Origin of the sequence: Haloferax larsenii (assembly GCF_024730625.1) — an archaeon.
In the GTDB taxonomy this organism is placed as follows: domain Archaea; phylum Halobacteriota; class Halobacteria; order Halobacteriales; family Haloferacaceae; genus Haloferax; species Haloferax larsenii.
This window is the reverse complement of record NZ_CP078063.1, coordinates 2506608-2519469: the sequence shown is the minus strand read 5'-3', so window position 1 is coordinate 2519469 and position 12862 is coordinate 2506608. Positions and strand designations below refer to the sequence as shown.

Below are 12862 nucleotides of genomic sequence, written 5' to 3'. Positions count from 1 at the left end.
GTCCGGTCTGCGACCGCCGCCCCGTGGTGCTTTTGTCGCCGCCGCGCCTCGTGTCGCTCGTGCTGACGAAAGACCTCCTGCGCGTCTCGCGGGCGGGCGGCGGCTATCACCCGCAGTTTGCGACTCGCGAGGACCGCCCGCTGGCCGCCAAGGCACTCGGTGTCTTTCAGCGACACGTCGGAGAGCGGCGGGCCGATTTGGACGAGGCGCTGTCGGGCCTCGAACCCGAGGCGGACGACTTCAAACTTGCCCGCGGGTTCGCGTCGCTTCTCGACCGCGACGCCGTCTTCGAGACGCAGGCTCCGCTGCCGCCCGCCCGTGCTCGCCGGGCCGCGTTCGAGGCGGCGATGGAGGTCGGCGGCGTGACGACCCGCGAGGAGCGACAGGCGGCCCTCGACGACGCAGCTACTGCGCTCGGTTCGACGCCGGAAGCCGTAGACGACTCGCTCGTCGCCGACCGAGAGGTCGAACAGGTCCTCGCCGCATTCGACCCGCGGTGGACGCCCGACGAGTTGCTGGCGCAGTACAACCTCTCGTTGGCGCAGACGGCGCTGTTCGACGCGACCGAGGTTCGGGTACGGAGTTCCGACCCGAAGGCGCTCGTCTCGGCCGTCAAACGGCTTCGGCTGATGTACGAAATCGAGAAGACTCCGAACGGCCGGGAAGTGGTCGTCACCGGTCCTGACGCGCTCTTTCAGCGAACCCGCCGGTACGGGACTGCCTTCGCCCGCCTTCTCAGGACTGTCGCCACTGCCGGAGACTGGACGCTGACGGCGACCATCGACGACCGGGGACGCGAGCGCGAGATGACGCTGACGAGCGACGACGTGGCCGTTCCGGGCGTCGAACCGATGGCCGAACCCGGATTCGACAGCGACGTGGAGGCGGACTTCGCGGCTCGATTCCGCGGCCTCGACCTCGATTGGACGCTCGTCAGGGAGCCCGAACCGCTGGAAACTGGGACGAGCGTGATGATACCGGACTTCGCCTTCGAGTACCGCCACGCCGACGCTCGCATCTTCTTCGAGATTATGGGCTTTTGGACCCCAGAATACGTCGAGAAGAAACTCGGCCAACTCGCGGACGTGGAGGACGTGGAACTGGTCGTCGCCGTGGACGAGTCACTGGGTGTCGGCGAGGAGATTACCGCCCGCGACCACCGCGTCGTCCCCTACACCGGGTCGGTTCGGGTGAAGGACGTGGTGGACGTTCTGCGAGAGTATGAATCGGACCTCGTCGCAGACGCGGCCGCAACGCTTCCCGACGCTCTCACACCCGACGAAGGCGTGATTTCGTTGGCGGCCGTCGCCGAGGAACACGGGGTCGCAGTCGACGCTCTCGACGGCGTCTCGTTTCCCGACCACGAACTCGTCGGTCGGACGCTGGTTCGGCCCGGAGTCCTCGACGAACTCGGCGAGGAAATCGAGGCGGGGATGTCGCTTTCAGAGGCTGAGTCCGCCCTCGACGAGCACGGCCTCGACGATGCCAGCGCGGTTCTCTCGTGTCTCGGCTATCGCGTCGAGTGGGAGGGACTGACCGGCGGGACGGTCAGAGAAAAATAAGACGCGGCGGGCGTCGCTCAGTCGAGTTCGACGAGGTCTTCCTGCCGCCCTTTGGGAACCGTCGAGCGCAGTTCGCCGTGGAGGTACAGGCCGACACCGAGTGGTTCGCGTTCACCCGCAATCTCGTGGGCGGCGACGAGGTAGCCCCAGTCGCCGTCCCACCAATCGAGTTGTTGGTCGTGACCCGCGACGAACGCCTTCGCCTCGCCCGGACTGAGTTCGATGACGTTCTTCGTCGCATCGCGGCAGAAGCGCTGCACCGCGTTGGTCGAGGGCTTCCAGTGTCGCTGGCGAGTTCGGAGGATGCGCATTCCGAGGCCTTCGATTTGAATCGGGTCGACGACTTCGCCGTGGAAGGCCCAAATCTTCCCCGCTCCTTTCTCCCAGAAGGTGTAGCCCTCGAACAGTTCGGGGTCGATATCGAAGCGCTCGACCCACCAGTCGATGAGTTCCTCGCGGGACGGTCGTCCCTCGACGACCCGGTCGTCGGGAGTCGCCGGGAGACGGTCGAACTGCTGGCCCCAGTTTTCGTCTTCGGCGGTCTCGTCTCTCATGCCTCTACCTCCAGTTTCGCGGTGAAGAACCCGCCCGTGTCGTTCTGGTGGGGGTAGACGCGGCGTGCCTTGGCGACCGAGGGGTCGTATTCGGCGTCTTCCCACTCGGTGACACCGGGGGAGGTTTCGAAGCCGTCGGGAACGTCCCACTCGACGAGTTCGCAGTCCTCGCGTTCGAGGACGAAGTCGAGGACCGCTTCGTTCTCCTCGGGCGCGAAGGTACAGGTGGAGTAGACGACGGTCCCGCCGGGTTTCGTCACCTGCACGGCGCGGCGAAGGATGCCCTTCTGGATGCCTGCGACGCTCTCGACGTGACTCATGTGCCACTCGTCGAGGACGTCGGGGTTCTTTCGGCAGGTCCCCTCACAGGAACACGGTGCGTCCACGAGAACGCGGTCGAACTCCTCGAACGCGCCGGATTCGTCGAGATTTCGCTCGCCGAAGGGCTTCATCGAGAAGTTGCGGGCGTCCTGATTCGTGACCGCGAGGTTGGTCACGCCCAATCGCTCGGCGTTGTGGCGGAGCGCCGAGAGGCGGCCGAGGTTGTTGTCGTTGCCGACGAGAACGCCTTCGTCGTCCATCATCGCGGCAATCTGGGTCGTCTTCGACCCCGGTGCCGCACAGGTGTCCCACACCTTCTCGCCCGGTTGTGGGTCGAGCGCGATAGCGGGAAGCGCGGACACTTCTTCTTGGCCGTGGAGCCAGCCGTGGAAGTACGGCCACGACGTGCCGGGGCTGTCGCCGTCGAGTTCGAGAATACCTGGATGCCAATCGGTCGGTTCGTACGCGACGCCCTCGTCGTCGAGGGCGTCGCGGGCACGCGCCACGGTGGTTTTGATGGTGTTGACGCGAACCACCGACGGAAGCGGGCGCTCGCAGGCTTCGAAAAACGCCTCCTCGTCGTCTACGAGGGGCGCGTACCGCTGGAGCGGGTTCATACCACGTGGATTTGACGGGGGCGTGTTTGTCGGTTTCGGAGTGTGCGGCGAGCGTCGATATTCGCAACTTCGGGACGCTTGCGTGACGCCGGGAATTGTGCTTCAGGACGCTTCTGTGACGCCGAGAACTGTGCTTCGGGACGCTTCCGTGACGTCGAGAATCGTGCTTCCAGACCTCCCCAGCGACGTGAGTGGCTGGGTGCGACCAGCCCACCACCCCGGCGGTTTTACTTTCACTGGGTGTTCATGTTTACCTATGGCACGACTTTCAGTTCTCGAAGGCGAACTCACCGATCAGCTCGACTCGCCAACGCTCATCGAGGGGCTCCCGGGTGTCGGACTCGTCGGGAAGATTGCGGCCGACCACATCGTAGACGCGTTCGACATGGTCCACTATGCGGACGTGTACTGTGACGGCGTCCCGGACGTCGCGGTCTACATGGAAGGAGACCCCACGCTCCACCCGCCGGTTCGCCTGTACGCCGACACGGAACACGATTTGCTCGTGTTGCAGAGCGACGTTCCAATTCGCCCGGACGCGGCGACCGAACTCGCGGTCTGTCTCGAACCGTGGTTCGACGACCTCGACGTGACGCCGGTGTTCCTCTCGGGTATCGCGCGTGAGAAATCCGATGCGCCACCGGCGCTCTACGGCGTCGGCTGTCACGACGCCCTGTCCCGACTGGACGACGTTGGCATCGGAAAGCCGACTGAATCCGGTCTCGTCTCGGGACCGACGGGCGCGCTCCTGAGTAACGCCGTCAAATCCGGCCTCCCGGCGCTCGGACTCATCGTCGAGTCCGACCCGCAGTTCCCGGACCCGGAGGCAGCCCGCATCATCATCAAGAATGGTATCGAACCCCTGACGGGCATCGAGGTTCCGGTCGACGACCTCATCGACAGGGCGGCCGAGATACGGCAGGCCAAAGAGCAGTTCGCCCGGCAGATGCAGCAGGCCGACGAAGAGAGTTCGCAGGCCCGGCCGCTCGGGATGTATCAGTAATCGCCGCCTGCGACGAACGCGGGAGTCGAACTCCCGTATCTGGTGCGCCCCGGTGAGAATGTTTCGGCCGCCCCGCAGTCTACACTCTTAAGCCCTGTCGGACACTTCACCCGTCCATGAGCGACGACCCTGCCGAGTCGGTGACGGAACCGACTGCAGAATCCGACGACGAGACGGCCGCGAGCGCGGACTCGCAGTCGAACGACGAGGACGCGTTCGACTTCGACGACGAGGTCGTAGACGAGAACTCGGGTGCCGACGAGGGGGCCACCGAGCCGAAGGACGCCGACGAGACGGCCGCTGGCGACGCGGCGTCGGCCGACGACGCCGAGACGCTCGCCGACCGCGTCTCCGAGTACGACGACGACCTCGCCGCTAAGGTCGCCGACCTCGAATCCCGTGTCGAGACACTCGAATCCGAACGCGAGGAGACCGAAGAACGAGCCTCTGAACTCGAAAGCCGTCTCAAGCGGACGCAAGCCGACTTCCAGAACTACAAGAAGCGCGCGAAGAAGCGCCAACAGCAAATCAAAGACCGCGCGACCGAGGACTTCGTCGAGCGAGTCGTCACCGTCCGCGACAACCTCGTCCGCGCGCTGAGTCAGGACGAAGACGCCGATATCCGCGACGGCGTCGAATCAACTCTCAAGGAGTTCGACCGCATCCTCGAAGACGAGAACGTGTCGGTCATCGACCCCGAACCGGGGACCGAGGTCGACCCGAACCGCCACGAAGTGATGATGCGCGTCGAGAGCGACCAACCGGAAGACACCATCGCCGACGTGTTCCAACCCGGCTACGAGATGGCCGACAAGGTCATCCGCGCCGCACAGATCACCGTCAGCAAAGACGAGTAACGAACACGGCGAGTCGCAACCGACACCGACGCGTCTGACGCCAGCGAGGACTTTTCTTTGTACCGCTCGTCAGTCGTGATATGCGACTCCGTCCCCGTCGCCGACGCCCGACGGTCCGCGTCACGCAACACGGCGACCCCCTCGACGACGACCTGCTTTTCGTCCTCGGATGGGGGAACAAGCCCGACCACCGAAGCGTCGAGTGGCTCATCGACCACCTCACGCACGCTGGCTACCACGTCCACGCGGTCGAACTCCCGACGAACGGGTGGGACTTCGACAGCCAGTACGTCGACCCCGTCAGAGCGTACGTCCTCGACCGGGACATCGACCTCGTACTCAGCCACAGCACTGGTGGCCTCGTCGGTGCGCACCTCGACCTCGCGGTCAGACACGTCTTCCTCAGCCCATGGTGGGGAATGGGACTCGACGGCTTCGACAAGGTGCTGTTCCCACTGATTCGTCGGTTGCCGACGACCCGACGACTCGTTCCGTCTGGAATCACCCGGGAGTCACTGGGTGAGTTGAAACTCGCTGCCGAAGTCGCGGACGCTCCCGACCGCGTCTCACCTGCGTTCCTCCGAACGATTCGGGAGGCCCAACAGACGTTGCCGCCGTTTACGTCGCGGAACGTCGTGTTCTACTCGCCAACGGACAGCGTCGTGGGCGTTCGAACCATCGGGGAACGGACGCCAGCGTCGAACCTCGTCCCGTACGATGGCGGACACGAGTTCTTCGCCAGCGAGGCGCGTGAACGAACGCTTTCGAAGGTCCTCGACGTGCTCGACGCTGGGGTCGAGGCAGTTCGACCCGGCACGGCGGATGGTGAGCACTCGGAGCCGCCACGGTCGGCAGACTAAGGTTCGGAGCGCCCCCAAGCGACACCCGTTTCACTGACTGATTGTTCGACAGAGATACGTCAGGCGGTTCTACATAAATTCCCCGACCTGTTGTCGGCGTTGTTCGTCTAATCGCAAGACGGCGTCGACGTGGTTTGTGCATGTGTGTCGGAGTGTCTAGTAACCTTTAACCGGCAAAGGACGGTATCTGTGCGCAAGATGGCGAGCAATAAGATTCTGGGTATCGACCTCGGTACCACGAACAGCGCGTTCGCGGTGATGGAGGGGGGCGACCCGGAAATCATCGTCAACGCAGAGGGCGACCGAACGACACCCTCCGTCGTCGCGTTCACCGACGACGGCGAGCGATTGGTGGGCAAACCGGCGAAGAATCAGGCCATCCAGAACCCTGAGCACACGATTCGCTCCATCAAGCGCCACATGGGTGAGGACGACTACGCCGTCGAAATCGAGGGCGAAGAGTACACGCCCGAGCAGATTTCGGCGATGATTCTCCAGAAAATCAAGCGCGACGCCGAAGACTACCTCGGTGACGAAGTCGAGAAGGCGGTCATCACCGTCCCCGCGTACTTCAACGACAAGCAGCGTCAGGCGACGAAGGACGCCGGCGAAATCGCAGGTCTCGACGTGGAGCGCATCGTCAACGAGCCGACCGCGGCGTCGATGGCGTACGGTCTCGACGACGAGTCGAACCAGACGGTTCTCGTCTACGACCTCGGTGGCGGTACTTTCGACGTTTCCATTCTCGACCTCGGCGGCGGCGTCTACGAAGTCGTCGCGACGAACGGGGACAACAGCCTCGGTGGCGACGACTGGGACGAAGCCATCATCGACTGGCTCGCCGAAGAGTTCCAGAACGACCACGGCATCGACCTCCGCGAGGACCGACAGGCCCTCCAGCGCCTGAAGGACGCGGCCGAAGAGGCCAAAATCGAACTCTCCTCGCGCAAGGAGACGACCATCAACCTCCCGTTCATCACGGCGACCGACTCCGGTCCGGTCCACCTCGAATACGACCTCACGCGTGCGAAGTTCGAGTCGCTCACCTCCGACCTCATCGAGCGCACGGTCGAACCGACCGAGCAGGCCCTCGAAGACGCCGGCTACTCGAAAGACGACATCGACGAGGTCATCCTCGTCGGTGGCTCGACCCGCATGCCGCAGGTCATCGACAAGGTCGACGAAATTCTCGGCTCCGAGCCCAAGAAGTCCGTCAACCCCGACGAAGCGGTCGCGCTCGGTGCGGCCATTCAGGGTGGCGTCCTCGGTGGCGAAGTCGACGACATCGTCCTCCTCGACGTGACGCCGCTGTCGCTCGGTATCGAGGTCAAGGGCGGCCTCTTCGAACGTCTCATCGAGAAGAACACGACCATCCCGACCGAAGAGTCGAAGATTTTCACCACCGCGGCCGACAACCAGACCACGGTTCAGGTCCGCGTCTTCCAGGGTGAACGCGAGATGGCCGAAGACAACGAACTCCTCGGCGAGTTCACGCTCTCGGGCATCCCACCGGCACCGGCCGGAACGCCGCAGATCGAAGTCGGATTCAACATCGACGAAAACGGTATCGTCAACGTCTCCGCCGAGGACAAAGGCTCCGGCAACGCCGAGTCCATCACCATCGAAGGCGGCGCTGGTCTCTCCGACGAGGAGATCGACCGCATGCAGCAGGAAGCCGAGCAGCACGCCGAAGAGGACAAAGAGCGCCGTCGCGCCGTCGAGGCCCGCAACGAGGCCGAAGGGGCGATTCAGCGCGCCGAAACGCTCCTCGAAGAGAACGAAGAGAATGTCGACGACGAACTGCAGGCCGACATCGAAGCGGCCATCGAGGACGTCGAAGCGACGCTCGAAGACGAAGACGCCTCGACCGAGGAGCTCGAAGACGTGACCGAGCACCTCTCGAAGGAACTGCAGGAGATTGGCAAGCGCATGTACCAGCAGCAGGCACAGGCCCAAGCAGGCGGTGCTGGCGGCGCTGGCGGCATGGGCGGCGGTGCCGACCCTGAGGACTTCGTCGACGCCGACGCCGACTTCGACGAAGAAGACGACAAATAACTCCGCCGACACGCGCTCGCTCGGGGTGACCCCAACGCGGGCAGGCGGAATTACAGACATCCGGGGGCTGTGAGACCGCTCGCACTCGCATCCGCCGGAGACGCATTTTTCAAATACCTTCGACGGTTACAAGGTGATAACTGATGAGCGAGGACTTCTACGACGTACTCGGGGTCTCGCGGGACGCCTCCGAAGACGAGATCAAGAACGCGTACCGCAGAAAGGCCGCCAAGTATCACCCCGACGTCTCTGACGAGGACGACGCCGAGGAGAAGTTCAAGAAGGTCCAGAAGGCCAAGGAGGTCCTCACGGACGACGAGAAGCGTCAGATGTACGACCAACTCGGCCACGAACAGTTCCAGCAGGCCCAGAAACGCGGGGCTGGCGGTGGCGGCGGCCGCGGGCAGGGCAATCCCTTCGGTGGCGGCGGCAACCCCTTCGGCGGCATGGGTGGCGGCGGCTTCGAAGACATCTTCAACAACCTGTTCAACGGCGGCGGCCGTGGCCAACAGCGCAACCGACCGCGGCAGGGCCGCGACGTCGCCCAGCGCATCTCTATCGACCTCGAAGAGGCCTACCACGGAGTCGAAAAGGACGTCACCATTCGCCGCCGCGAGGTGTGTCCCGAGTGTGACGGCGCGGGCCACCCCGACGACGCCGACGTGAACACCTGTTCGCAGTGTAACGGACAGGGCCAACAGACGACCGTCCAGCAGACGCCGTTCGGCCGCGTCCAGCAGACCCAGACCTGTCCCGCCTGTGACGGCGAGGGCAAGACCTACAGCGAAGATTGTTCCGAGTGTCGCGGTAAGGGTCGCGTCCGCCGCACCCGCGACGTGACCATCAACATCCCCGCCGGATTCCGTGACGGCCAGCGCCTCCGGTACCGCGGCGAGGGCGAACCCGGCGAGAACGGCGGGCCGAACGGCGACCTCTTCGTCGAAGTCACCGTCCGCGACCACGACGAGTTCGAGCGCGACGGCGACGACCTGTACTACACTCATCCCGTCTCGTTCCCGCAGGCCGTCTTCGGTGCGACCGTCGAGGTACCGACTATCGACGGCGAAGAAGAACTGGACGTTCCGGCCGGAACCCAGAGCGGAACGACGTTCACCGTCTCGGGCGCGGGGATGCCGCACCTCGACAGCCGAGGTCACGGCGACCTGCACGTCGAGGTCCACGTCGTCACTCCCGAAGACCTCAACAGCGAGCAGCGCGAGGCGCTCAAGCAGTTCGCCGAGGCCGGTGGCGAAGAGGTCAAAGAAGGTCTCTTCCAGAAACTGAAGAACTCGCTGTAACGCGGCGGTCGATTCCGAGTCTCTCGTTTCGTCTTCGCCACTACGTTCACCTTTCTGCGGCCCCGAGTTCCTAGGGATGTCCTACACGAAGGCAAACTACCGCGACGTGGACGAACTCGCCGGGGCGCTGCACTTCATGCGCGGGCCGCTGGAGTGCGACACCGTCGGGTTCACCGTCGTCGAGTGCGACCCGGAGTGGACGGGGAAAGAACACGACCACGCAGAACTAGACCACGAGGAGGTCTACTTCCTCGTCTCGGGGAGTGCAACGATGGTTGTCGAGGGCGAGACGGTCGAACTCGAACCCGGCGACGCAATCCGCGTCTCGCCCGAAGCAACCCGGCAGTTGCGAAACGGGGACGAAGAGAGTATGCTCATCATCGCCGGCGCGCCGTGAGTTTTCGGGGCGTGAGCGGATGATGATTTTGTGCCAGTGGTCTATATTGGTTAATATGACGACACGCCGTGAGCTGCTCACCATGCTTGGGTCAAGTGTGCTGGTGCTAACCGCTGGGTGTTCGACGACCAGTGAGCAAGAAACTCGGAACACAATCGATGTTATCGTGAACAACAACCGTCGGGAGTCGCCAGCTGCAGTTACTGTCGAGCTCTTGAAAGACGATGCGACGGTATTTCACCAGTTTGTAACACTCCAAGCAGGACCGGATTCTGTGTCGAGGTCTATTGGTGCAGTTCGGGGGGTGCAGGACGAAGCTGAGGTGACTATCAAGGCGAGTCTTGAATCCCCTGCCAAAGAATCTTCTAAGACGATTGCTGCCGGATGTCTTCCAGATGATACACACACCGAAGTCATTGTAACAATCGCACCGGGAGATAATATCGAGATCTCCTCGAACGGTTGTGACCGATAAAAGACCGTGCCTTCGAGGCCTGCTCCGAGTACGATAGTGAGAGAATAGTCCACGTCTTTTTTCACACCGACTCCGTACGACCGGCTATGGACGTTATCGGCGACCTCATGGCACGGGACCGGCGGAGCGACCGACTCGCGCTTCGGGTCGATGGCCCCGGTCGAACCTACACGTACCACGACCTCATCACGACATCGTACAAGGCCGGTAACGTGCTTCGATATCTCGGCGTCCGAAAGGGCGGCCACGTCGCTATCGAACCGACCCTCCTTCCCGAACCGATACTGACGTTCCTCGGAGCGGCGCAACTCGGGGCGACCACGGCGTTTGACCCGCAGTTCGAGGCCCGAGCGACCGTCGTGGATGTCGAACGCGAATCCGAGTTCGAAGCCCTTCCGCCGGGCCAGAAACTCGCCGTCTTCGGCGGCCCGCCGACCAACTCGACCACGACGCACTGGGAACAGGAAGTCTGGAGCGAGAACCCCGCGGTCCACCCCGAAATCGTCGGCCCCGACGACCCGGCACTCGTCGCCGACCGAGAGTACACCCACGGCGACCTGCTCGGGGCGGCCGAGCGTGTCGTGTCCGACTTCGACCTCGACGAAGACGACACCGTGGCGGTTCGTGCGTCGCTCTCGCATCCCGGAACCGCCGTCGCTGGCATCCTCGCGCCGCTTCTCGCCGGGGGGACGATTCGCGTTCCCGACGGCGGCGACTCCGTCGAGACTGCACTCCTCGTCAGCGAGCAGGGGACCGAGTCGAACGCGCTCACACCGGACGAAGTCCTCGACGACTGAACCACGTCGAGTGTCAGATTCGGACTGAGTTGGACAGCACCGCCGGAGTCTGGACTGGATTCGACTTCCGCGCCGATGGTTGTTTCATGGCCAATATATTTATCAGTATGTTGTCCACTTAGTGACAACACACGCCATGTCAAGTTCTGGCACTACGTCGCTGTGGCAGCAGTACCGGTCTGTGAGTATCGTCTACCGAATCGGGGTGGCGTTCGTTCTGGGTTCGATTCTCGGTCTCGTCGTCGGTCAGCCCGCGACGGCGCTGAAGCCAGTCGGCGACCTGTTCGTTCGGTTGCTGAAGATGCTCATCGTCCCCATCGTTGTGTTCACGCTTCTGATGGGTGTTCGGCAACTCTCTCCGTCGTCACTCGGGCGCGTCGGGGGACAGGTCGTCGGCCTCTATGCTGTCACGTCGGCGCTCGCAGTAGCGATTGGACTGGGCGTGAGTAACTTCATCAGCCCCGGTTCTCGCGGGCTCCAACAACTGCTCGCACAAGCCGATGCCCGGAGTGCCGAGGCACCAAACGCGGCCGAGGTGATTCTGAACATCGTCCCGACGAACCCGCTGGGTGCGATGGCCGAGGGGAACGTGCTTCCGACGATTTTCTTTGTCGTGGTGTTCGGACTCGGCCTCTCGTTAGTCTGGGAGGAGACAGACGACGAGGCGGTTCGCTCCGGTATCGAGACGTTCTTCGACCTCGCGGACGCGGGAGCCGAGGCGATGTACAAGGTCGTCTGGGGCGTCATGGAGTTCGGTGTCGTCGGCGTCTTCGCGCTCATGGCGCACGTCTTCGGTAAGGCCGGTGTCGATGCGATTCTACCGTTCGCGCTTCTTATCGGGACGATGCTCGCGGCCGCCGTCGTCCACATCGGCGTCGTCTATCTCGGCGGTCTCGTGGTCGGATTCGCCGGTCGCTCGCCGGTTGCGTTCCTCTCGGGGTCGCGGGATGCGATGGTGACTGCCCTGAGCATTCGGTCGTCGTCGGGGACGCTCCCAGTCACGATGTCTGACGCCGACGAGAACCTCGGTATCGAAGAGCGCATCTACGGCTTTTCGCTCCCGCTCGGCGCGACCATCAACATGGACGGGACGGCCATGTACCAGGGTGTCGCGGCCATCTTCGCGGCTAACATCATGGGTGTGAGCCTCTCGTTCGCCGACCAGTTCGCGGTCGTCGCCGTGGCTGTCCTCGCAAGTATCGGAACCGCCGGAGTGCCGGGGTCCGGCCTCATCATGCTCACGTTGGTCCTCACGCAACTCGGCTTACCCCTCGAAATCGTCGGCCTCGTCGCGGGCGTCGACCCCATCCTCGACCGGATTCGAACGATGGTGAACGTCACTGGCGACCTCGCGGTGACGACCGTCGTCGCGAAGTGGAACAGCGCAGTCGACTTCACGGCCGAAGCGTGGAACGACGGCGTCGTCCCGTCGATAGCTGACTGAGGCGGCGCGCGTCAGGAAGCCGCGCGTTTCGGCACTCGTTCGAACATCGACTATTTGTGTCGGTGCCGCATCGCCTCACCCATGAGTGACACGACAGTCATTTCGGACGACCGCGTTTCCCTCCGCCCCGTCGAGCGCGACGACGCCGACCTCCTCCAGCGGTCGATGACCGACCCCGAGATTCGCATTCCACTCGGCTCCGACCTGCGGAACCGGCACGAGACGACCGAGTTCATCGAGGAGTACATCGAAGGCGACGACAACCTTTCTCTCGTGGTCGAAGCCGAGGGTGAACGAATCGGTATCGTCGCCGCGAAGAGCCTCACGCCCGTTCGACCGGGACTCGTCTACTGGTTCTTACCAGAGTATCACGGACAGGGGTACGGAACAGAGGCCGTCAGTTGCTTCGTCGAGTACGTCTTCCGAAACGTCGATTGCCACGGTGTCCACGCCGCCGCGTTCGACTTCAACGAGGGGTCCCGCGCCCTCCTCGAAGGACTTGGATTCACCGAAGAAGGACGGTTCAGAGAAGCACGATTCGTCGATGGGTCGTACGTCGACGTGGTTCACTTCGGCTTGCTGCGCCGCGAGTGGGAAGCACGCCAGTCAGACTGACGGGACA

General features: G+C 63.6%; 13 protein-coding genes. 11 read left to right on the top strand and 2 right to left on the bottom strand.

Annotated elements, in window-relative coordinates; translation table 11 throughout:
- Positions 1-59 precede the first annotated feature (59 nt).
- Positions 60-1562: a DUF790 family protein gene (locus tag KU306_RS13120; RefSeq protein WP_258302202.1), complete on the top strand. Its 1503-nt coding sequence runs from the start codon at positions 60-62 to the stop codon at positions 1560-1562.
- Between the two features lie 17 nt (positions 1563-1579).
- Here KU306_RS13120 and KU306_RS13115 read toward each other — a convergent pair whose 3' ends face one another.
- Positions 1580-2116 carry a DUF7122 family protein gene (locus KU306_RS13115; RefSeq protein WP_074795479.1) on the bottom strand — a complete coding sequence of 179 codons (537 nt, stop codon included), beginning with the start codon at positions 2114-2116 and terminating at the stop codon, positions 1580-1582.
- On the bottom strand, positions 2113-3054 hold the full coding sequence (locus KU306_RS13110; RefSeq protein WP_258302201.1) for an RsmB/NOP family class I SAM-dependent RNA methyltransferase: 942 nt from the start codon (positions 3052-3054) through the stop codon (positions 2113-2115). Before KU306_RS13110 ends, KU306_RS13115 begins: the two co-directional genes overlap by 4 nt.
- Before the next feature lie 256 nt (positions 3055-3310).
- On the opposite strand from KU306_RS13110, the gene KU306_RS13105 reads away from it, so the two are divergent.
- From KU306_RS13105 to KU306_RS13060, 10 genes are all read left to right on the top strand, one after another.
- Complete coding sequence (locus KU306_RS13105) at positions 3311-4057, top strand: proteasome assembly chaperone family protein (RefSeq protein ID WP_258302200.1); 747 nt, start codon at positions 3311-3313, stop codon at positions 4055-4057.
- A gap of 116 nt (positions 4058-4173) precedes the next feature.
- Positions 4174-4914: a nucleotide exchange factor GrpE gene (locus KU306_RS13100; RefSeq protein ID WP_258302199.1), complete on the top strand. Its 741-nt coding sequence runs from the start codon at positions 4174-4176 to the stop codon at positions 4912-4914.
- 80 nt (positions 4915-4994) lie between these two features.
- Positions 4995-5774, top strand: a complete 780-nt coding sequence (locus KU306_RS13095; RefSeq protein ID WP_258302198.1) for an alpha/beta hydrolase — start codon at positions 4995-4997, stop codon at positions 5772-5774.
- A 198-nt stretch (positions 5775-5972) separates the two neighbouring features.
- On the top strand, positions 5973-7829 hold the full coding sequence (dnaK, locus tag KU306_RS13090) for a molecular chaperone DnaK (protein ID WP_258302197.1): 1857 nt from the start codon (positions 5973-5975) through the stop codon (positions 7827-7829).
- Between the two features lie 143 nt (positions 7830-7972).
- Positions 7973-9127 (top strand): molecular chaperone DnaJ, encoded by a 1155-nt coding sequence (dnaJ, locus tag KU306_RS13085; RefSeq protein WP_258302196.1) that lies wholly within the window; start codon positions 7973-7975, stop codon positions 9125-9127.
- A 76-nt stretch (positions 9128-9203) separates the two neighbouring features.
- Positions 9204-9524: a cupin domain-containing protein gene (locus KU306_RS13080; protein WP_258302195.1), complete on the top strand. Its 321-nt coding sequence runs from the start codon at positions 9204-9206 to the stop codon at positions 9522-9524.
- A gap of 55 nt (positions 9525-9579) precedes the next feature.
- Complete coding sequence (locus KU306_RS13075; protein WP_152417700.1) at positions 9580-9999, top strand: hypothetical protein; 420 nt, start codon at positions 9580-9582, stop codon at positions 9997-9999.
- Between the two features lie 86 nt (positions 10000-10085).
- Positions 10086-10796, top strand: a complete 711-nt coding sequence (locus tag KU306_RS13070; RefSeq protein ID WP_258302194.1) for a long-chain fatty acid--CoA ligase — start codon at positions 10086-10088, stop codon at positions 10794-10796.
- A gap of 136 nt (positions 10797-10932) precedes the next feature.
- On the top strand, positions 10933-12240 hold the full coding sequence (locus tag KU306_RS13065; protein ID WP_258302193.1) for a dicarboxylate/amino acid:cation symporter: 1308 nt from the start codon (positions 10933-10935) through the stop codon (positions 12238-12240).
- Between the two features lie 81 nt (positions 12241-12321).
- Complete coding sequence (locus KU306_RS13060; RefSeq protein ID WP_258302192.1) at positions 12322-12855, top strand: GNAT family N-acetyltransferase; 534 nt, start codon at positions 12322-12324, stop codon at positions 12853-12855.
- Positions 12856-12862 lie beyond the last annotated feature (7 nt).

Excerpts from the sequence above, each read along its gene's own strand:
- KU306_RS13075 (WP_152417700.1), top strand. The coding sequence starts at position 9,580 with ATGACGACACGCCGTGAGCTGCTCACCATGCTTGGGTCAAGTGTGCTG.
- KU306_RS13100 (WP_258302199.1), top strand. The coding sequence starts at position 4,174 with ATGAGCGACGACCCTGCCGAGTCGGTGACGGAACCGACTGCAGAATCC.
- dnaK (WP_258302197.1), top strand. The coding sequence starts at position 5,973 with ATGGCGAGCAATAAGATTCTGGGTATCGACCTCGGTACCACGAACAGC.
- KU306_RS13110 (WP_258302201.1), bottom strand. The coding sequence starts at position 3,054 with ATGAACCCGCTCCAGCGGTACGCGCCCCTCGTAGACGACGAGGAGGCG.
- KU306_RS13065 (WP_258302193.1), top strand. The coding sequence starts at position 10,933 with ATGTCAAGTTCTGGCACTACGTCGCTGTGGCAGCAGTACCGGTCTGTG.
- KU306_RS13070 (WP_258302194.1), top strand. The coding sequence starts at position 10,086 with ATGGACGTTATCGGCGACCTCATGGCACGGGACCGGCGGAGCGACCGA.
- KU306_RS13115 (WP_074795479.1), bottom strand. The coding sequence starts at position 2,116 with ATGAGAGACGAGACCGCCGAAGACGAAAACTGGGGCCAGCAGTTCGAC.
- KU306_RS13105 (WP_258302200.1), top strand. The coding sequence starts at position 3,311 with ATGGCACGACTTTCAGTTCTCGAAGGCGAACTCACCGATCAGCTCGAC.
- KU306_RS13095 (WP_258302198.1), top strand. The coding sequence starts at position 4,995 with ATGCGACTCCGTCCCCGTCGCCGACGCCCGACGGTCCGCGTCACGCAA.
- KU306_RS13080 (WP_258302195.1), top strand. The coding sequence starts at position 9,204 with ATGTCCTACACGAAGGCAAACTACCGCGACGTGGACGAACTCGCCGGG.
- dnaJ (WP_258302196.1), top strand. The coding sequence starts at position 7,973 with ATGAGCGAGGACTTCTACGACGTACTCGGGGTCTCGCGGGACGCCTCC.
- KU306_RS13060 (WP_258302192.1), top strand. The coding sequence starts at position 12,322 with ATGAGTGACACGACAGTCATTTCGGACGACCGCGTTTCCCTCCGCCCC.